Here is a 19,769-nt window from a genome sequence, read left to right as displayed (position 1 = left end):
TAATTTTTGTAATACCTAAATTTCATAATGAAATCAAGCGAACAAATAGCTGTAAAAGCAACCTACTTTAGTATTGTTGGAAATACTTGCTTGGCTATTGTAAAAGGAATTGCAGGGGTTTTTGGAAATTCGTATGCTTTAATTGCCGATGCAATCGAATCGACTACAGATATTTTTTCTTCCTTTTTGGTTTTATTTGGAATCAAATATTCAAACCGTCCCGCTGATGCGAATCATCCTTATGGACATGGACGCGCGGAACCATTGGTTACGTTTTTAGCAGTTGGTTTCTTGATTACATCCGCTACCATTATAGCTTACGAAAGTATCTGTAATATTGCTAATCCTCACGAATTGCCAAAACCTTGGACATTAATAGTTTTGGGTGTAATCATTATTTGGAAAGAATTTTCTTTTCGATTGGTTATGAAACGTGGAATTCAAACAAATAGTTCGTCACTAAAAGCAGATGCTTGGCATCATAGAAGCGATGCAATTACTTCAGTTGCTGCATTTATTGGGATTTCAATTGCAATAATTCTTGGAAAAGGGTACGAATCTGCCGATGATTGGGCAGCGCTTTTTGCATCTGGATTTATACTTTATAATAGTTATCTTATTTTCAGACCTGCTTTGGGCGAAATTATGGATGAGCATTTATATGATGATTTGGTTGCAGAAATAAGAACCGTTTCTCAAAAGGTCGATGGGATTATAGCCACCGAAAAATGCTTTATTCGGAAATCTGGAATGAAATTCCACGTAGATTTACACGCTGTTGTTGATGCTACAATTTCGGTGAAAGAAGGGCACGATTTAGCCCATTTATTAAAAGATACTTTGCAGGAAAAGATATTTGAATTAGGGCAAGTTTTGATACACATAGAACCAAGCGAGCCAGATACTAAATAAAAACGGGTGAGAATTACTTCTTATCCGTTTTATTTGTAATTCTATTTAGTCTAAAGCATTCAATATTTTCAATCCAAAAACCACACCATCTCCCTGATAACCATTTTGATACGAACGAACATAATCAAATCGGAACAGTTTGAATTTTCCAAAACCTAAATTATCTAGTCCAATGCTAACTTCAGAATAGGGTTTTCTATCTGGAATGGACAGATTGTGAAATCCAATAATCAATGTCGATTTTAATTTGTTTAACAATGGGATTTTATTCATAACAAATCCTTTGTCGTTGTGTTCCAAATGTGCTTCAAAATAGCTGTCATTGGTGCTATTGGTGTAATAAGGCATCAAATTAAACACATTCAAATAGCTGCCTGTTCCTCCAATATGTGTCTGATTTCCGTTAAAATGCTTGAAATCCATAAAGGCAATGTTTGCGGCATTAAAGAATTTTCCGGCTTTTAAATTCATGGCAAGATCTCCTTTGTTTCCAACATTTATATCATAATACAAACGCGCATTTACGTGGTCAAATTCGTATTTTTTATCACTTCCAGCAACTGCTTTTTCGTAAGCAAAGAAAAGTGTTGGGTATTTTTGATTTCTAATATTGAACCGTCCATCGGGGCGTGAAAAGTATTTGTTTCCAAAATTTATTTTAGCATTCAAACCTATTTTTACTAAATGATGCGCTTCAAATCCAGGATTTACAAAATCATTTGGGTCTAATGGATTATTCGAAGAGTAGGAATCATCACTTTTTACAATTGCAAAATCGGTTGTATTCAATAATGGTTTTCTTTGTTCGTAGGCTATTTTTCCGCTTAAATTCAATCCATTTGCTACATCTTGACCATAATTAATTTGAGCAAATTCTAGATTATATAATTTCATAAAATTATTTTTAAAGAATAGGGAGCTCGTACTGTTTATAAAAGGACTAATAGGCTGATTATCATTAAACTGATTGATTTTAGTTCCTCCAGAAATATTCAAATAGGCATAATCCTGATTGTTGAATCGGTGATTGTAATATCCATTTACACGCAATCGAGCATCAGAAAATCCATAATTAACTTCGGTATTTATAATGGTATTTTTACCATTTTCTTCATTACGTTTCCTGAAATTAAATCCAGAAGAGATGCTATACCCCTGAACGGTATTAAAACTTGTGGAACTCAAATCTAGCAATCCAACATAATTGAAATTTGTTTTTTTGGAACTGTTTTTATAATTATATCCTGAAATAATATTTACAATTTTAAATTTATTATTTTTCTTATCAATAGAATCTAAATAAGTTTTTGAATTTCTAATATTATAAATGCTGTCTTTTTTAATATAATCATTGCTTTCTTCAGCTGTCAATGGAATGGGTCTGTTTTTATTCCAATAGATAGAATCTTTTTTGTTGGCATTTTCTTCAAAACTCAAGATCTCGTTACTAAAAGTTTTCTTTTCAAAAGAATCTTGGAATTCATAATTACTAAAAACATAATTGAATTTACCATTGAATTTAATTCCAAAAATTCCAGCATTGAAAGCCAAACTTTGTGAGTTTTTTGCCCAAATTTTGTTTTTTGAATTGTAGTTGTAATTTTGTTTTAATGTCATAGTATCTACAAATTCATTCTTCATTCGGTAGCCTTTTATGTCTAAATCGATAGCATAAATCGCCCAACTTTCATCAACAATATAGATATATCCTTCAAAAACAGGTTCTTTGTCTCGTTTTGGAATTACTTTAATCTTGCAAATTTGTTGGTTATTTTCATCAAAAAAAGTACTCTCTAATTTGTATTTATAATAATTGAAGGCGTTGTTTGCAATTGGCGAAATCAGACTAACATTGAAATCTAAAGTATTGTTATAAAAATCATAAGTTGAAGACTTTGCCGTATTATAACTAAAACCATTGTTGTTTCCACTAATTTTTGACGCGATGATTTTCTCCTTTAAATTAGTAGGTTTTTCAAAAGTTATTTTGGAAACGGTTTCCGACAAATACATGATTCCGCTTCCTGTAGAATCAATATTAGCTCCCATTTGTTCTCCAAGATCTATTTTTTGACCAAATATTTTCTTTGGTAAATCTTTCACTTTAAAAATCCCACGCGAATAAAAATCGGCTTTAAATCGACCCGTTTTATCCGAGTTTTCTTTTTTATTTGCAATAGCACTTCGAATTATTGCATTGGCGGGATTGTCTTTTGGATTGATTACAACTTCATTCAAGGTGTAACTTTCTTCAAATAATTTGACATTTAATATATAAGGTAGCTTTTCAACTAAAATTGATATTTTTTGGGTTTTAAATCCTAAATATTGAAATACGATGGTTTGCTTTCCTAGAGTTTTAATATTCAATTCATATTTTCCGTTCTCGTTGGAAGTAGTTCCATTGTAGGTGTTGGCAGAGAAAACATTTACGAAGGGTAAGGGATTTCCTTTTTCATCGGAAACTGTTCCTTTAATTTGTGCAAAAGCAGAGAAGGAGGCAAATAATAAAATCAAGAATATTTTTTTCATAGTAAGTATTGGTTTGTATAGTAACGACGATTGGGAGTTATAATTGTTACAGTGTTTAATTTCACAGAGATTCTAAACCTCTTTAAACTATAAAAAAGATTGCAAAGCCAAGTCATAACTCTTCATTCCAAAACCTATAATTACCCCTTTTGCATTTGGAGAAATATAGGATTGATGGCGAAAAGTTTCGCGAGAAAAAGTATTTGAGATATGAACTTCTATTACTGGTGATGAAATCGCTTTTACAGCATCGCCGATTCCAATTGAAGTGTGTGTATATGCAGCAGCGTTTAAAACAATACCATCATAAGAAAAACCAACTTCCTGAATTTTAGAAATCAACTCTCCTTCTATATTACTTTGAAAATAATAAAGATCAATTAGTGGGAATTTAGCTTTCAATCCATCTAAATAAACTTCAAATGTTTGATTTCCATAAATTTCCGGCTCTCTTTTTCCTAAAAGATTAAGATTTGGTCCGTTGATGATGATGATTTTCATAGTAATTTTTTAGTAAAAATAACGAATCTATTTTAAAATACAATTTACAAACATTTAATACAATGGTTCAAATTAATTTTTCATTAAATAAATGCATTATATTTAATTTTTTAGTAATAAAATATAGTAAATAATATTAATTATTCAATATTATTTATAATTGTTAATAAATTTGTTAATAAGTGAATTTTAGTAAGAAGAGCTGCTTTAACATAAATTTATAATTTTACTATTATTAATTTTAAACAAAAACAAAAATGAAAAAAATTATTTTAACAGCTGCGGCAGTATTGGCTATTAGCTTTGCTAATGCACAAGACAAAAAAGATTCTGGTTTTGGATTTGTAAAAGGGGATTTCCTTTTGGGTGGTAATGTGACATCCGTAACTAACGGACAAACTGTTATAGCTCCTACAGTTAGTTATTTTATTTCTGATAAAATGGCTCTTGAGGCAGGAATAGCTGCTCGTTCTGGCGGAACAGCTGGTTCTTCTACAGATTTTTCTCTAGGAATGAAATACCAAATGTTGAAATTGGGGGAAAGATTTAATGTTTTTACTGGAGCAAATTTAATGTTAGGGAAAGATATGACTTCCTTTGCTGCAGGTGTTCATCTTAATTATTCGGTAACGCAACATTTATCAGTTGGTTGGCATCTAGGAGATTTATTATCTTACAGCAAACCTAAAACTGGAGATGCTACTACCTTAATTAATTTGAATGAGTATTCAAATTTCTTAAACAGAGATAATTTTAGTTTAATTTATAAATTCTAATATTATTTTTTTTAAACGAAACCACGTCATTGGCGTGGTTTTTTTATAAATAATAGTTTCATTAAAATATAAATCGTAAGTTTACTTGTATTTATAAATAATATTTAATAAAAACTTTAAAATGAAAAAAATCATTATAACATTATGTACAGTATTAGTAATTAGTTTTGCAAACGCTCAAGATAAAAAAAATAAAGTTTTAGGTTTTACTAAAGGAGATTTAGCAGCAACAGGGTCAGTTAAATTCGTATCTAGAAGTAATGGAGGGAATTCTACAGTAATATTTGCACCTAGTTTAGTTTATTTTACATCGGATAATATTTCTGTATCTGCTAGATATACAAACGAAAAATCAGGATCTTTAACAAGTAAAGGTTTTGGAATTGGAACTGCTTATCATTTCAACGCGGGTAAACAATTTTCAACACAATTAGGAGCTTCTTTAGATTTTGGGTCTGTGAATAATGGAACTGAAGATTACAAAACTACTAATATAGATGTAGTTTGCGGAATTAATTATTTTATTTCAAAACACTTAGTTTTAGGTGCTAATCTTGCTGCATTATCGCATCACATTAATTCGCCTAAAAACGGTCCTGAAGTAGAAACAACAACATTAGGTTTGGATACAAATAACATTTCTTTTAATGTTGGATACAAATTTTAATTATTTTTTTTTAAAATATAACCACGCTTATAGCGTGGTTTTTTTATGCAAATAGGTTTCCTTTGTAGTTATGAATTGGAATTCTTACATCAAAAGTTATCAATCGTATTTGCGTATTGAAAGAGGGTTGTCTAAAAACACAATAAACAATTATACTTTTGATATTGAGCGTTTGTGTCTATTTTTAGATGAAAATTCAATTTCGGTTTCTCCTATAAACATTAACGAAGAAACAATACAGCACTTTATATATAGTGTTGCAAAAGAAGTAAATGCCCGTTCTCAAGCCAGAATTATTTCAGGTTTAAAAAGTTTTTTCACATACATGTTATTTGAAGATTACAGAACCGACAATCCATTAGAATTAATAGAAACTCCAAGAATAGGTAGAAAACTCCCCGATACATTGTCTTTAATTGATATAGACCGATTGATTGCGGCAATCGATTTGAGTTCCAATGAAGGCGAACGCAATCGCGCCATTTTAGAAACACTTTACGGATGTGGACTTCGAGTTTCGGAATTGGTTTCCTTGAAAATCTCGGATTTGTTTTTTGAAGAAGGGTTTATAAAAATTACAGGAAAAGGGAATAAACAACGCTTTGTTCCTATTGGTTCCTTTACTCAAAATTACATTGAAATATATAAAAATTCATTTCGAACACATATCAACATTCAAAAAGGGCACGAAGATACGTTGTTCCTGAATAGGCGAGGACGTCAATTGACTCGCGCAATGATTTTTACAATTATTAAAGTTCTAGCGGTGAAAATTGATTTGAATAAAATTATAAGTCCACACACTTTCCGACATTCTTTTGCTACCCATTTGTTAGAAAATGGTGCCGATTTACGTTCAATCCAATTGATGCTAGGTCATGAATCCATTACCACTACAGAAATTTATGTGCATCTTGATAGAAAGCATTTATCAGAAATAATGAATTCTTTTCACCCGAGAAAATAGATTTAGGAACTAGTATTTAAGATTTTGATAAAAAAAAGACTTGCCAATTCGCAAGTCTTATATTTTTCAACTCTATCAATTCCTTCCCTTTGGGAAGGCTAGGACGGGATTTTATTTTGCTACATTAACCGCTCTGGTTTCTCTAATTACGGTAACTTTCACTTGACCAGGATAGGTCATTTCAGTTTGAATTTTTTGGGAAATCTCAAAAGATAAAGTAGCAGCATTGTCGTCAGAAACTTTTTCACTTTCTACGATAACACGTAATTCTCTACCTGCTTGGATTGCATAAGCGTTTTTAACACCAGTAAATCCGTAGGCTACTTCTTCTAAATCTTTCAAACGTTGAATGTAAGAATCCAAAACTTGTCGTCTTGCTCCAGGGCGCGCTCCAGAAATAGCATCACAAACTTGGATAATTGGCGATAACAATGATTTCATCTCGATTTCGTCGTGATGCGCTCCAATTGCGTTGCAAACTTCTTCTTTTTCACCGTATTTCTCCGCCCATTGCATTCCTAATAATGCGTGTGGTAAATCACTTTCTGCATCTGGAACTTTTCCAATATCGTGTAATAATCCAGCTCTTTTGGCTAATTTTACATTCAATCCTAATTCAGCTGCCATGATTCCACAAAGTTTGGAAACTTCGCGTGAGTGTTGCAATAAATTTTGTCCGTAAGACGAACGGTATTTCATTCTACCCACAACTTTTATCAACTCAGGGTGTAATCCGTGAATCCCTAAATCGATTACAGTTCGTTTTCCAACTTCTATAATTTCATCGTCAATTTGTTTGGCAGTTTTGGCAACAACTTCTTCAATTCTTGCCGGGTGAATTCTTCCGTCGGTTACTAATTTATGAAGTGCTAAACGTGCAATTTCTCTTCTTACGGGGTCAAAACAAGATAATATAATTGCTTCTGGCGTATCGTCAACAATGATTTCAACTCCTGTTGCAGCTTCTAAAGCTCGAATATTTCTACCTTCACGACCAATAATTCTACCTTTTACATCGTCAGATTCAATGTTGAAAACGGAAACGCAATTTTCTACAGCTTCCTCTGTACCAACACGTTGAATAGTATTAATAATGATTTTCTTGGCTTCTTGTTGCGCTGTTAATTTTGCTTCTTCAATAGTATCTTGAATGTGCGACATTGCTTTGTTCTTTGCTTCTGCTTTCAAACCTTCAATCAGTTGGTCTCTAGCATCTTCAGCAGACAATCCTGAAATTACTTCCAATTGGTTCAACTGACTCTTGTGCATTTTCTCAACTTCTTGTTGTTTTTTATCAAGAATTTCAACTTTTGAAGTATATTCTACGGTTTTAGCTTCAAAATCGTCGTTTACTTTTTTGGCTTTTGCCAATTCGTTAGAGATTTGAGATTCTTTGTCACGGACTCTTTTTTCTACTTCTGCTACTTTTCTATCACGAGCAAGAATTACTTCTTCGTGTTCTGATTTTAGCTCAATAAATCTCTCTTTTGCTTGAAGAATTTTGTCTTTTTTGATGTTTTCGCCTTCAAGGTTTGCATCTTTTAAAATGGAAGCCGCTTCTTTTTTAGCATTTTGAACTAAATTGGAAACGTTGCTTTTTTCCATCATTTTCGCAACGATAAAACCACCTGCAATTCCCGCTATTCCTGAAATAATTATAATTAATGTACTGTCCATGTTTGTTTAAATTTATATATAAAAAAAGCCTACATTAGATTGCTTTAATAAACTCGGAAATACAAGTTTTGAGCTAACTCATTGTTCAAGCTTTCACGCAGGGCGTGACATGCTATAGTAATGAAGATTCGCTCATTCTAAATTGTTAGTGTTGAGTTTACCAAATAGGAACTAATGTAGGCAGTATCTTAGTTATTGTAAAGAACGTGTTTATTTATCGAGATATTTTGCTAATAAATCATTAATTTTCTTCAATCTTTCGTTTGTTTCTACGTTATCGATTGACTTGTCAATTTGCTTTTGTTCTAATTGAGAGGCAAATTGTAAGGCACACATTGCCAATACATCTTGCTTATCACGAACCGCATAATTTTCTTCAAATTGCTTAATCATAACATCAATTTTCTTAGAAGCACTTCTCAATCCTTCTTCCTGAGACATATCTACCGTTAACGGATAAACTCTGTCTGCAATTGATAATTTAATTTTAAGCTTTTCATCCATAATTTTACTAATCAGATAACTGTGCAATACAGTAATCAATTTCACGAATTAATGAATTTATTTTTAGCTTTGTATCTCTTTTATTTTCATCACTGCCAAGCAATGAATTCGCCATTTTAAGTGAATTATATTGTGTTTTTAACACTTCAATCGCATAAGATTGTTTTTCAATAATTGTTGCAGATTCGTTTAATTCGTCCTTTAAAATATGAGTATTTTTCTCTAAAGCATCAATTTTACTAAAGAGTTTCTCTATTCTACCTTCAAGAGTATCAACTATTTCTGCAATTTCACTCATTATGAAACTAAATCATTACTTAATCTACAAAGTTAGTATTCCTATTTAATTAAAGTGCTTTTTTCTAAAAAATTTTACAATTAACAGAATAATAGTTTATAATATTTTGAAATTTAGTTGGTTATAGCTTCATTTTATTTTAGATTTTTATCTTTTTTTGTTTAAATTAGCAGAAACCTTTCAAATGAAAATCACTTTATTTTTAGTATTGATATCAGCCTCTGTTTTTTCTCAAAATCAGTACACAAAAGATTATTTTGCTGCTCCTTTAGAAATACCGATTGAACTTTCAGGGAATTTTGGGGAATTAAGACCCAATCATTTTCACGCAGGTTTTGATTATAAAACTCAAAAAAAGGAGGGTTTGAATGTTTTTGCTTCGGCAGAAGGTTATGTTTCAAGAATTAAAATTTCTACTTTTGGATACGGAAAAGCAATTTACATTACTCATCCAAATGGATTTACGACCGTTTACGGACATTTAAAATCTTTGAATCCCGCAATTGAATCTTATTTAAAAGCAGATCAATATAAAGAAAAATTATATGAAGTTGATTTGTATTTGAAGCCCAATCAATTGCCAATTAAAAAAGGAGAAATCATTGCTTTGTCAGGAAATACTGGTGGTTCCGATGGGCCGCATTTGCATTTTGAAATTCGGGATTCCCAAACCGAGAAAATTATAAACCCACTTTTCTTTGGATTTGACGCTGTAATTAAAGATACGCAAAAGCCAGTTATCACCAATGTTTTGGTTTATCCAATGGATGAGAACACAGTCATTAATAAATCCAAAAATCCATTTATGGTCAATTTAACGTTGCAAAAAGATGGAAGTTATTATTGTGATAAAATTCTCGCCAATGGAAAAATTGGTTTTGGAATCAATGCTTATGATTTATCGGATTTATCTTGGGATAGAAATGGTATTTATAAAGTAGAAACATTTTTGAATGGAAAAACTATTTTTGGGTATCAATTTGACTCGTATGCATTCGATGAAATGCGTTATGTGAATGCCCTAATTGATTATTCACGCTATAGAATAATGGGACAAAGAGTTCAAAAATTATTTATGAAAACACCTTTTCCTTTGAGTATTATCAAGCCTTATGAAAATAATGGAATTATAAATGTTACTCAAAATACGAATCAAATTTGTAGAATTGAGGTTTCAGATTTTAATAATAATAAAACGACAATCACTATTCCCATTGAAAATTCTTTGGAATCAGCTATAGATACTTTAAAAATTAAAAAAACGAAGTATTTCATTAAATCGAATAAAGAATATAATTTTGAAAAAGGAAATTGGACTTTCTACATTCCAAAAGGTACTTTTTACGATGATTTTTATCTGAATTTTGAAGAAAAAGCGAATGCTTTATTATTGGATAATGAAAATATTCCTGTTCATTCCAATTTTGTGATTTCTGCAATTGATTCTATTTCTTCACAAAAAGATAAGGAAAAAATGTTTATTGGTTCTATTCAAGATAACAAAACGTATTACAATTATACCAAATTAAAAGAAAACACGTTTGCTTCCTATACTAAAAATTGGGGAAAATTCATTTTAATGAAAGACACTATTCCGCCTACAATTAAAATCAGTAAAAGCATTGAAAGTAAGTGGATTAGCGATAAAAAAACGCTTGAATTTACTATAAAAGATGAGCTATCAGGAATAAAATCCTATGATGGTTATTTGAATGGAAACTGGATTTTGTTTGAATACGATTATAAAACTAAAAAAATGTTTCACAATTTTGATGATGGAATTGTGGCTGAAGGAAAAAACGATTTAAAAGTTGTTGTTACTGATAATGTAGGAAATTCTACTATCTTTGAAACACAATTTTTTAGAAGTCAAATTAAAAAATAAATACTCTTGAAATTCAAAAACATACTGATTACCATACTGTTTTTATTTACTGGAAGCTTTCTTTTTTCTCAAAATGCAAGAGTAAAAGGAATCATTTTAGACGAAAATAACAATCCTGTTGAAAACGTAAACATATCCTATCAAACTAAATCTACGGTTACGAATTCCAATGGGTTTTATTCATTGCCAGTTCCTGCAAACAAGAAAATTATACTTGTTTTTACGCACGTTTCTCTTAAGAAAACAACGGCTACATTGGAATTAAAACCCAATGAAGACTTTGAATTCAACGTTACAATGAATGAAAAAGCGGAGCAAATGGGCGAGGTAATTATCACTGCAAATAATAGAAAACGAGTTCAGGGAATTACCACAATTGAACCCGAAGTTATCAGAAGAATTCCAGGTGCAAATGCAGGAATTGAGAATATTTTGAAAACATTGCCGGGCGTTTATTCCAATAATGAATTGAGCACACAATACGCCGTTCGAGGTGGAAATTACGATGAAAATTTAGTGTATGTAAATGAAGTCGAAGTCTATCGTCCGTTCTTGGTTCGTTCTGGTCAGCAAGAAGGTTTGAGTTTCACCAATACCGATTTGGTTCAGAATGTTGATTTTTCGGCAGGTGGATTTCAGTCAAAATATGGAGATAAATTATCGTCAGTTTTAGACATTACGTACCGTCGTCCCACAAAATTTGGAGTTGCCGCTGAAGCAAGTCTTTTGGGAGGAAGTTTAGCGGTAGATGCCGTTTCAAAAAATCAAAAATGGTCAGCAATAACTGGTGTTCGCTATAGAAATAATAGTCTTTTGGTAAACAGCCAACAAACAGAAACCAATTTCAGACCTACTTTTGCCGATGTTCAAACGAATGTAATTTATAACGCTTCGACTAAATGGCAATGGAGTTTTTTGGGTAATATTTCTCAAAATAAATACAACTACCAACCCATTTCAAGGCAAACTAATTTCGGAACTATTGACCAACCAATTGCTTTGCAAGTATATTACGAAGGACAAGAAAAAGACAAATATGATACTTATTTTGGCGCATTTAAAACCACTTTTAAAGCAAGTGAGAATTTCACTTTAAAATTTATTGGATCTGCTTATCATACTTTGGAACAAGAATATTTTGATATTTATGCGGGTTACTATTTGGGGGAAGTAGATAGTAATCTAGGTTCTGAAACTTTTGGCGGAGTAACTTTTAGTCGCGCCATCGGAACACAATTAAATCACGCTCGAAATGATTTGGATGCTTTAATTGTAAATGCGGAAGTAAAAGGATTTCACGATTTGAAAAAAAATCAGATAGAATGGGGCTTCAAATACACTCGTGAAGATATTCGGGATAGAGTTGTGGAGTGGGAAGTTATCGATTCTGCAGGGTTTTCTATAAATCCACACAATTTAAATTTGCCTACAAATCAACAGCCGTATCATCCGTATATTGGACCTTTAGTTCCATTTCAAAATGTGAGAGCTTTGAATTTTGCTACAATTGACAGATTTTCTGGTTATGCCCAATTGAATAGAAAGACGAAATTAGGGAATCACGATATTTGGTTAAATATTGGAGCAAGAATGCACCAGTGGAAAGTTGCTGGCGCAAATGTTGAAGGTAAAAATCAAATTGAATTCAGTCCAAGAGCCCAATTTGCAATCAAACCCGATTGGGAAAAAGATATGGTTTTTCGATTTTCAACTGGTTTGTATGTGCAGCCACCGTCTTATCGAGAACTCAGAGATTTTACGGGGACAGTACTTCCGAACGTAAAAGCGCAAAAATCGATACATTTTGTTTTGAGTAATGATTACAGTTTTAAAATGTGGAATCGCCCATTTAAGTTGGTTACAGAAGCCTATTATAAAATTCTTACCGATGTAAATCCCTATACTTTGGATAATGTCAGAATTAGATATGCCGCCGATAACAATGCAACCGCTTTTGCACAAGGACTTGATGTTCGTTTGAACGGAGAATTTGTACCTGGAACCGAATCTTGGTTTAGTTTTGGGTATTTAAAAACAGAGGAAAATATCGATAATAAAGGTTTTATTCCAAGACCAACGGATCAAAGATTGAAATTCGGAATTTTGTTTCAAGATTATATGCCGAACCTTCCAAGTGTAAAATTATATCTTAATTTAGTATATAATACGGGACTTCCAGGTGGTTCGCCATCCTATGCAGATCCTTATGTATATCAAAATAAAATGCGTGATTACCGTCGTGCAGATGTTGGATTCTTCAAAGTTTTCACGGATAATAATAAAAACTTACCAAAAGGACACTGGCTAAAAAAATTTAAAGACTTGTCTGTAGGAATGGAAATTTTCAATTTATTTAATAATTTGAATGCAATTACCAATACTTGGGTTCGTGATGTGTATACGAAAAATCAATACGGAATCCCAAATTATATGACGACTAGGGTTTTCAATTTTAAAATCACTGCAAGATTCTAAATTAGAATATCACTTTCTAAATCTGATTTTTCAATGGTAAAATCAAAGCCAAGTCGGTGTACCAATTCAATCACCAAGTTTTTATACCAGTTTTCAGATTTGGGATGAATATAAATCTTCTCAATTAATTGGTTAATATCAACGTCGATTTTCAAACCGTTATCAATTTTCAATTCAAATTCGGTAACGTCTGAAATAATTCGGATTTCTCTTTCATATTGGAAACTTTTCCGTTTGAATAGAAAGGGAAAAAAGGCATTGTCAAAAGGAATATATTCTTTTTTATAATCAATATAATTCACTTCGCCGATATGTTGGTTGTAGGTAGTATCGAGTTTCAGAGCCTCTTGAATTCGCCCCAAAGTAGATTGAATTGCCAATCCTTCACTTTTTTGTGTGAAAATCTGCCACATCGCAAAAGATTCATATTCGTTGATATGCCAACTGCTAATCACTACATTTTCGCGGTGGGATTTGTAATAATCTAAAAATTCAGGATTGTTGATGGATAACTTCCGAATTTCTTCAAATGTAGGTTCGCTAAAAGTACCTTCATATTGATCTTCAAATTTGTCCGAACGCGAAAGAAATAATTTTTTATATAGCAATAAATCGACAAATTTTGACAAGTCTAAATACTTCCAAACAATGGTATTTGGATCTTCAGGAATCTTGATATTTTTGTCGTTTATAAACATCTATTTAAGATTTAACTTTATTAAAGATCACTCAAAACTCTGCATCGTAACCAATTTGTTATACGTTCCGTTCCTTGCAATTAATTCATCGTGTGTGCCTTGTTCTACAATTTCGCCTTTATGCAAAACTACAATTTTATCTGCTTTTTGAATGGTAGAAAGGCGGTGTGCAATTACAATTGAAGTTCTATTTTGCATCATATTTTCTAAAGCGATTTGTACAAATTTTTCACTTTCTGTATCCAAAGCTGATGTTGCTTCATCCAAAATCATTATCGGTGGGTTTTTCAATACGGCACGAGCAATTGACAATCGTTGTTTTTGACCGCCCGAAAGTTTGTTTCCGCTGTCGCCAATATTGGTGTAAATGCCTTTTGGTAAGTCTTTTACGAATTCATACGCATTGGCAATTTTTAATGCTTCAATAATTTCTTCATCTGTAGCATCTAATTTACCTAACGAAATATTTGCTTTTATAGTATCATTAAATAAGATACTGTCTTGCGTAACTAATCCCATTAAACCTCGCAATGATTGTAAATTCATATCTTTTATAGCAACAGCATCTATTTCAATTGTGCCTTCATTTACATCATAAAAACGAGTCAATAAATTGGCAATGGTACTTTTTCCACTTCCCGATTGTCCAACAAGCGCAACGGTTTCCCCTTTTTTTACTTCCAATGAAAAGTTCTTAAGTACAATTTCGTCTTCGTATTTAAAGTTGATATTTTTAATGCTTATTTCAGATTCAAATGTATCTTTTTCAATTGCATCAATTTTGCTTACAATTGGATTTTCTTGTTCTAAAATCTCTAAAATTCGTTCGGCTGCAGCGTTTCCTCTTTTGATACTGTAAGAAGCTTTAGATATTGATTTTGCAGGCGTTAAGATATTATAAGCCAATCCCATATAGGTAATAAAAGCGGCACCATTTAAAGTGTGTTCTATCAAAACCATGTGCCCCCCAAACCATAGTAAAACGGCAATGACCATAATTCCCATAAATTCACTCAAAGGGGAAGCAAGATTTTGCCGGTTTCCAATTATATTTGATAAATTAAAAAATTTGGTTGTTGAATTTTGAAATATTTGGTTAAAATACTTTTCAGAATTATATCCTTTTACCACTTTTAATCCGCCTAAAGTTTCTTCAATTATAGAAAGGAAAACGCCTTGTTCTTCTTGTGCTTTGGTAGATTGTTTCTTTAATTTTTTCCCGATAAGTGAAATTATCGTTCCCGAAATGGGGATAAATATAAATACAAAAATCGTAAGCTTTACACTGATTGTAAACATGGCAATTATCGTAAAAATAATTGTCAATGGTTCTTTTACAGCCAATTCTAATATTGATAAAAAGGAGTTTTGTACTTCATTTACATCGCCTGAAATCCTTGAAATTGTATCCCCTTTTCGTTTTTCCGAGAAAAATGCCAAAGGTAAATCTATCGTTTTTTTGTACATCGCATTCCGAATGTCTTTTAAAATTCCATTTCTCAAAAAAGTAATGAAAAACATTGCCAAATAATCAGAAAGATTTTTTAATAAAAAGATGGATATAATTCCAACAACCAATAGCGCTAATGTAAATCCAATTCCTTTTGTATCGGTAATATTTGTTAGATAATAGCTCGAGAAATCAGAAATGTAATTTTTCAGTTCCCAAATTCCTTTATAAGTAGGAACAACATAATTTTTCTTGGATTGTCCAAACAAAACATCCATCATTGGCATCAATGAAATAAAGGAAAGCGTTCCAAAAAGCGCATATAAAACATTGAAAAATATGTTTAAATAGGCGTACTTTTTATAAGGCAGTACAAAGGGAAATATTTTCTTAAAATTACTCATCAATCAATTTTTAAATCCTCTAAAATCCTCTTAATTTTAGTATCCAAAATAGCATTTACTTCATTAAAATCAGCAACCGAATCAAGTTGTGCATTCACACTCACATAAAACTTAATTTTCGGTTCCGTGCCGCTTGGTCTTGCCGCAATTTTTGCCCCATCTTCAGTGTAATAAATCAACACATCCGATTTCGGAATCGACATACTTTCCGTTTCGCCCGTCAATAAATTAGTTGCCACCGAAGTTTTATAATCTTCCATCATTACGATGCGTTCGCCGTTAATTTCTTTCAAAGGATTTGTTCTCATATCCACCATCATCTGGTTTATTTCTGCCAAACCTTCAATTCCTTTTTTGGTAATTGACACCAAAAATTCTTTGTAGAATCCATAATCTACATATAAATTCAATAATTCTTTATAAACAGAACTGCCTTTTGCCTTGGCTTTAGCCGCAATTTCACAAATCAGTAGGGTAGAAGCCACCGCATCTTTATCGCGAACCGCATCACCAACCATAAATCCAAAACTTTCTTCGCCCCCGCCAATGAATTCCAACTCAGGAAAATCCTTAATCATTTTGGCAATCCACTTGAATCCTGTCAATCCCACTTTGCATTCCACGCCATACGCTGTTGCCAATTCCATTATCATCGGAGTAGAAACTATCGTGGAACCTACAAACTGTGTTCCAGTAATTTTATCCGCTTTTTGCCATTGTTCCAATAAAAATGCTGTCATCAAAATCATCGTTTGATTTCCGTTCAAAAGCATCATTTCACCTTCATTATTTCTCACAGCAACGCCCAATCTATCGCAGTCAGGGTCTGTTCCAATCACAATATCAGCCTGAATCTTGTCAGCCAATTCCAATGCCATTTTCAACGCCTCTGGCTCTTCAGGATTTGGAGATTTAACTGTTGGAAAATCACCATTTGGCTCTGATTGTTCCGCAACAAGATTCACATTCGTATAACCCGCTTGCGCCAAAGTTGCAGGAACGGATTTTATAGAAGTTCCGTGCAATGAGGTAAAAACAATATTTAAATCACTTTTTGCAGTTGCAGAAGTATTAAAACTTGCATTCGCAATCGATGAATTCACAAAAGCCGCATCAATTTCCGCATCTATATATTCTATCAAATTTTCGTTTGCCCTAAATTTAATTTCGTCATATTTCAATGCTTCAATTGCTTCAATAATCGCCGCATCTTCAGGCGGAACAAGCTGTCCACCATCTTCCCAATACACTTTATAGCCATTATATTCTGGCGGATTATGCGAAGCTGTAAGCACAATTCCTGCTTGACAACCCAAATATTTCAACGCAAAACTCAATTCGGGTGTTGGTCGCATATCCGAAAATAAATACACTTTTATCCCATTTGCCGAAAAAACATCCGCAACCACTTTCGCCAAAGATTGACTATTATGACGACAATCAAATGCAATTGCAACTTTCAATTCCTTTCCAGGAAAGACTTTTTGCATATAATTTGAAATCCCTTGCGTGTTTTTTCCAAGCGTATATTTGTTGATTCGATTGGTTCCAACACCCATAATTCCGCGCATTCCGCCCGTTCCAAATTCTAAATTTTTATAAAAACGCTCTTCTAAATTTTCAGGAGATGAGGTCATTATTTCTTTGATTTCATCATGAGTTTCTTTGTCGAAAATAGGTGTTAACCATTCATTTACGGCATTTAAAATATTTTGTGGTATATCCATTTTTATTTTTTTGGAGCTATTTCCTGCTTTCCGTTTCAAGCCACGCTAAAAAGCGTGGGCTTTCCACTTCAATCAGGGCTAGCCATAAATAATATTATTTTTTAAATTTTAATTTTATTTCTTGTAACCTATTTTGTTTCTTTCATTATTATTATCGGAAACTGCATCTTTTTCTACTAAATAATTTAATGCTTTATAAATATCAGGAAACTGACTTTCTATTACTGCTATTCTATCTTTTAATTCGCTGTAAGTTAAAGAAAACTGTCTAAAAGTTACAAAAGCTCTAATTATAGAAATGTTAACTTCAATAGCTTTCTCACTGTTTAGTACACTTGAGAGCATTGCGATTCCTTGTTCTGTAAATGCAAAAGGCATATATCTTAATCCACCATAACTTGAGGACGAAAATTTCGTCCTCAAGTTGGCGAACTCAATTTCAGTAAGTTCAAACATGAAATCAGCAGGGAAACGATTTGAATTCCTTCTCACAGACGCTTTAAGTCTTTTGTTTTCAACATTATACAACAGTGCCAAGTCAAAATCAAGCATCACTTTACAACCTCGGACTTCGAATATTTTATTTTGAATAACTTCTAATTCCATAACTTTGTGTGTTTAAATCCGTGAATTTTCTGCTTAAAGTTATTTTATCTTGTTTCTTTTGAAACCTTATACCGTTCCTCGTTATTCTTTGTTCTCAAAATTATTTCCCCTAAAAATCCAGCCAAAAATAATTGTGTACCAATAATCATCGTGGTCAACGAAATGTAAAACCAAGGATTATTAGTCACCAAATCATACGGCATATTATGGTATAATTTATACAATTTCATAAACCCAATAAACCCTGCAGATATAAATCCAATCATAAACATTACTGATCCCAAAGCGCCAAACAAATGCATCGGTCTTTTTCCAAAACGAGAAAGAAACCAAATTGTAATCAAATCCAAGAAGCCATTAATAAAGCGTTCCATACCAAATTTAGTTTCGCCATATTTTCTGGCTTGGTGTAAAACTACCTTTTCACCAATTTTGCTAAAACCTGCGTTTTTTGCTAAAACTGGAATATAGCGGTGCATTTCCCCCGAAACTTCTATGTTTTTTATGACTACATTTTTATAAGCCTTCAAGCCACAATTAAAATCATTCAGCTGAACGCCAGAGGTTTTCCGTGCCGCCCAATTGAATAATTTAGAAGGTAAATTTTTAGCAAATACAGCATCGTAGCGTTTCTTTTTCCAACCTGAAACCAAATCAAATTCTTGATTGGTAATCATATCAATTAATCCCGGAATTTCTTCAGGACTGTCTTGTAAATCGGCATCCATTGTAATCACAACATCACCTTGCGCTTTTGTAAAACCAGCGTGCAAAGCCTGTGATTTCCCATAGTTTCTCAAAAAGCGAATTCCTTTAATGCTTGAATTTTCAGCAGACAAACGCTCAATAATCGACCAAGAACTGTCGGTACTTCCATCATCAATAAAGATAACTTCATAGGAATAATCGTTGGATTTCATCACAGAAACAATCCAATCATGGAGTTCTTGCAACGATTCTTCTTCATTGAGAAGTGGAATTATAATGGATAAATTCATTTATCTACAAACTTTGTGGATTGTCATTTTTTACAAATGCCCCAATTATTAATGAATATATTAAACCCATAAAAGAATACATTGCAATAGTTGCAGGGATTACAATGGCGGGACTCATGAATTTTTTCGTCATTGAAATTCCCATTTCAACTTGAGCAGAAGTCATAGTTGGGTTTTGTTTTAACATAACTTGCTTTGTTTTCTTTAAAATTTCTCCCATAAATTCAGGAAATATCATATTAAAAACGGCACTGAAAACACCATAGATTAAACCAGCTATTAAACAAATTGTAACCCCAATTTTCAAACATTCTCCAAATGAAACAAAACCATTATTTAGGTTTTTCTTGTAATTCATACAGCTAATTGTAATTATACTTACAGGAAACACAAGGTAATTCAATGTGTTAATGATAATTCCAGCTGCTGGATTTGAAATTGGATCTACATCCATAACATAGACGATTACAAATTCTAATACCATTAAAATTCCGAATAACGCACCATACTGTAAAGCTGATTTCGAAGGAGACATTTTTTGTTCCATAACACAATTGTTTTAAATTAATCTACAAATATAACAATTCCCGATTTACCTAAGATAAAAATTACATTTTCATTCATTGCTATCCGAAATTCAAAAATAAAAAGTGTCTGAGAATCCCTTATTTTTGTTTTGAGAAAAAAAATAA

At 32.3% G+C, this 19,769-nt stretch carries 17 protein-coding genes; 6 read left to right on the top strand and 11 right to left on the bottom strand.

The genetic code is table 11. The annotated features are described in order from the left end of the window. The first annotated feature begins 27 nt into the window (after positions 1–27). Positions 28–912 carry a cation diffusion facilitator family transporter gene (locus AC9UEH_RS07275; protein ID WP_509530219.1) on the top strand — a complete coding sequence of 295 codons (885 nt, stop codon included), beginning with the start codon at positions 28–30 and terminating at the stop codon, positions 910–912. A 45-nt stretch (positions 913–957) separates the two neighbouring features. Here AC9UEH_RS07275 and AC9UEH_RS07270 read toward each other — a convergent pair whose 3' ends face one another. Both AC9UEH_RS07270 and aroQ read right to left on the bottom strand, forming a co-directional pair. Beyond that, a complete protein-coding gene (locus tag AC9UEH_RS07270; protein ID WP_509530216.1) occupies positions 958–3,444 on the bottom strand; it encodes a DUF5686 and carboxypeptidase regulatory-like domain-containing protein in 2,487 nt (828 codons plus the stop codon). Between the two features lie 87 nt (positions 3,445–3,531). After that, positions 3,532–3,945, bottom strand: a complete 414-nt coding sequence (gene aroQ / locus AC9UEH_RS07265) for a type II 3-dehydroquinate dehydratase (protein WP_509530213.1) — start codon at positions 3,943–3,945, stop codon at positions 3,532–3,534. A 257-nt stretch (positions 3,946–4,202) separates the two neighbouring features. On the opposite strand from aroQ, the gene AC9UEH_RS07260 reads away from it, so the two are divergent. From AC9UEH_RS07260 to AC9UEH_RS07250, 3 genes are all read left to right on the top strand, one after another. Beyond that, on the top strand, positions 4,203–4,721 hold the full coding sequence (locus AC9UEH_RS07260; RefSeq protein WP_509530210.1) for a hypothetical protein: 519 nt from the start codon (positions 4,203–4,205) through the stop codon (positions 4,719–4,721). 121 nt (positions 4,722–4,842) lie between these two features. Further along, positions 4,843–5,388 (top strand): outer membrane beta-barrel protein, encoded by a 546-nt coding sequence (locus AC9UEH_RS07255; RefSeq protein ID WP_509530208.1) that lies wholly within the window; start codon positions 4,843–4,845, stop codon positions 5,386–5,388. A 70-nt stretch (positions 5,389–5,458) separates the two neighbouring features. Then, complete coding sequence (locus AC9UEH_RS07250; RefSeq protein ID WP_509530205.1) at positions 5,459–6,355, top strand: site-specific tyrosine recombinase; 897 nt, start codon at positions 5,459–5,461, stop codon at positions 6,353–6,355. Between the two features lie 111 nt (positions 6,356–6,466). Here AC9UEH_RS07250 and rny read toward each other — a convergent pair whose 3' ends face one another. From rny to AC9UEH_RS07235, 3 genes are all read right to left on the bottom strand, one after another. Continuing rightward, complete coding sequence (gene rny / locus AC9UEH_RS07245) at positions 6,467–8,032, bottom strand: ribonuclease Y (RefSeq protein WP_509530202.1); 1,566 nt, start codon at positions 8,030–8,032, stop codon at positions 6,467–6,469. A gap of 210 nt (positions 8,033–8,242) precedes the next feature. Further along, a complete protein-coding gene (locus AC9UEH_RS07240; RefSeq protein ID WP_509530199.1) occupies positions 8,243–8,536 on the bottom strand; it encodes a cell division protein ZapA in 294 nt (97 codons plus the stop codon). Positions 8,537–8,543: 7 nt separating this feature from the next. Further along, a complete protein-coding gene (locus AC9UEH_RS07235) occupies positions 8,544–8,834 on the bottom strand; it encodes a coiled-coil domain-containing protein (RefSeq protein WP_509530196.1) in 291 nt (96 codons plus the stop codon). Between the two features lie 184 nt (positions 8,835–9,018). On the opposite strand from AC9UEH_RS07235, the gene AC9UEH_RS07230 reads away from it, so the two are divergent. Both AC9UEH_RS07230 and AC9UEH_RS07225 read left to right on the top strand, forming a co-directional pair. Beyond that, complete coding sequence (locus AC9UEH_RS07230; protein ID WP_509530194.1) at positions 9,019–10,719, top strand: M23 family metallopeptidase; 1,701 nt, start codon at positions 9,019–9,021, stop codon at positions 10,717–10,719. A 6-nt stretch (positions 10,720–10,725) separates the two neighbouring features. Beyond that, a complete protein-coding gene (locus tag AC9UEH_RS07225; RefSeq protein ID WP_509530192.1) occupies positions 10,726–13,194 on the top strand; it encodes a TonB-dependent receptor in 2,469 nt (822 codons plus the stop codon). Here AC9UEH_RS07225 and AC9UEH_RS07220 read toward each other — a convergent pair. From AC9UEH_RS07220 to AC9UEH_RS07195, 6 genes are all read right to left on the bottom strand, one after another. Further along, complete coding sequence (locus AC9UEH_RS07220; RefSeq protein ID WP_509530189.1) at positions 13,191–13,892, bottom strand: hypothetical protein; 702 nt, start codon at positions 13,890–13,892, stop codon at positions 13,191–13,193. The genes AC9UEH_RS07225 and AC9UEH_RS07220 overlap by 4 nt on opposite strands. Positions 13,893–13,919: 27 nt before the next feature. Continuing rightward, positions 13,920–15,746: an ABC transporter ATP-binding protein gene (locus AC9UEH_RS07215; RefSeq protein ID WP_509530186.1), complete on the bottom strand. Its 1,827-nt coding sequence runs from the start codon at positions 15,744–15,746 to the stop codon at positions 13,920–13,922. Next, positions 15,746–17,473 (bottom strand): phospho-sugar mutase, encoded by a 1,728-nt coding sequence (locus AC9UEH_RS07210; RefSeq protein WP_509530183.1) that lies wholly within the window; start codon positions 17,471–17,473, stop codon positions 15,746–15,748. Before AC9UEH_RS07210 ends, AC9UEH_RS07215 begins: the two co-directional genes overlap by 1 nt. A gap of 114 nt (positions 17,474–17,587) precedes the next feature. Further along, positions 17,588–18,079, bottom strand: a complete 492-nt coding sequence (locus AC9UEH_RS07205; protein WP_509530181.1) for an ORF6N domain-containing protein — start codon at positions 18,077–18,079, stop codon at positions 17,588–17,590. A 44-nt stretch (positions 18,080–18,123) separates the two neighbouring features. After that, positions 18,124–19,077 carry a glycosyltransferase family 2 protein gene (locus AC9UEH_RS07200; RefSeq protein ID WP_509530179.1) on the bottom strand — a complete coding sequence of 318 codons (954 nt, stop codon included), beginning with the start codon at positions 19,075–19,077 and terminating at the stop codon, positions 18,124–18,126. Positions 19,078–19,081: 4 nt separating this feature from the next. After that, entirely contained in the window at positions 19,082–19,624 is a 543-nt protein-coding gene (locus AC9UEH_RS07195; protein WP_509530177.1) for a DUF4199 domain-containing protein, read from the bottom strand. Between the last annotated feature and the right edge of the window lie 145 nt (positions 19,625–19,769).

Source organism: Flavobacterium sp. (assembly GCF_040402835.1).
In the GTDB taxonomy this organism is placed as follows: domain Bacteria; phylum Bacteroidota; class Bacteroidia; order Flavobacteriales; family Flavobacteriaceae; genus Flavobacterium.
The sequence above is the reverse complement of the archived record's forward strand: the minus strand, read 5'-3'. Positions and strand labels throughout refer to the sequence as shown.

Bases quoted from the DNA above. Each gene is read 5' to 3' on its own strand.
- AC9UEH_RS07230 (WP_509530194.1), top strand. From the start codon at position 9,019: ATGAAAATCACTTTATTTTTAGTATTGATATCAGCCTCTGTTTTTTCT.
- AC9UEH_RS07195 (WP_509530177.1), bottom strand. From the start codon at position 19,624: ATGGAACAAAAAATGTCTCCTTCGAAATCAGCTTTACAGTATGGTGCG.
- AC9UEH_RS07275 (WP_509530219.1), top strand. From the start codon at position 28: ATGAAATCAAGCGAACAAATAGCTGTAAAAGCAACCTACTTTAGTATT.
- AC9UEH_RS07255 (WP_509530208.1), top strand. From the start codon at position 4,843: ATGAAAAAAATCATTATAACATTATGTACAGTATTAGTAATTAGTTTT.
- AC9UEH_RS07250 (WP_509530205.1), top strand. From the start codon at position 5,459: ATGAATTGGAATTCTTACATCAAAAGTTATCAATCGTATTTGCGTATT.
- AC9UEH_RS07200 (WP_509530179.1), bottom strand. From the start codon at position 19,077: ATGAATTTATCCATTATAATTCCACTTCTCAATGAAGAAGAATCGTTG.
- AC9UEH_RS07205 (WP_509530181.1), bottom strand. From the start codon at position 18,079: ATGGAATTAGAAGTTATTCAAAATAAAATATTCGAAGTCCGAGGTTGT.
- AC9UEH_RS07220 (WP_509530189.1), bottom strand. From the start codon at position 13,892: ATGTTTATAAACGACAAAAATATCAAGATTCCTGAAGATCCAAATACC.
- AC9UEH_RS07235 (WP_509530196.1), bottom strand. From the start codon at position 8,834: ATGAGTGAAATTGCAGAAATAGTTGATACTCTTGAAGGTAGAATAGAG.
- AC9UEH_RS07215 (WP_509530186.1), bottom strand. From the start codon at position 15,746: ATGAGTAATTTTAAGAAAATATTTCCCTTTGTACTGCCTTATAAAAAG.
- AC9UEH_RS07210 (WP_509530183.1), bottom strand. From the start codon at position 17,473: ATGGATATACCACAAAATATTTTAAATGCCGTAAATGAATGGTTAACA.
- rny (WP_509530202.1), bottom strand. From the start codon at position 8,032: ATGGACAGTACATTAATTATAATTATTTCAGGAATAGCGGGAATTGCA.
- AC9UEH_RS07240 (WP_509530199.1), bottom strand. From the start codon at position 8,536: ATGGATGAAAAGCTTAAAATTAAATTATCAATTGCAGACAGAGTTTAT.
- aroQ (WP_509530213.1), bottom strand. From the start codon at position 3,945: ATGAAAATCATCATCATCAACGGACCAAATCTTAATCTTTTAGGAAAA.
- AC9UEH_RS07270 (WP_509530216.1), bottom strand. From the start codon at position 3,444: ATGAAAAAAATATTCTTGATTTTATTATTTGCCTCCTTCTCTGCTTTT.
- AC9UEH_RS07260 (WP_509530210.1), top strand. From the start codon at position 4,203: ATGAAAAAAATTATTTTAACAGCTGCGGCAGTATTGGCTATTAGCTTT.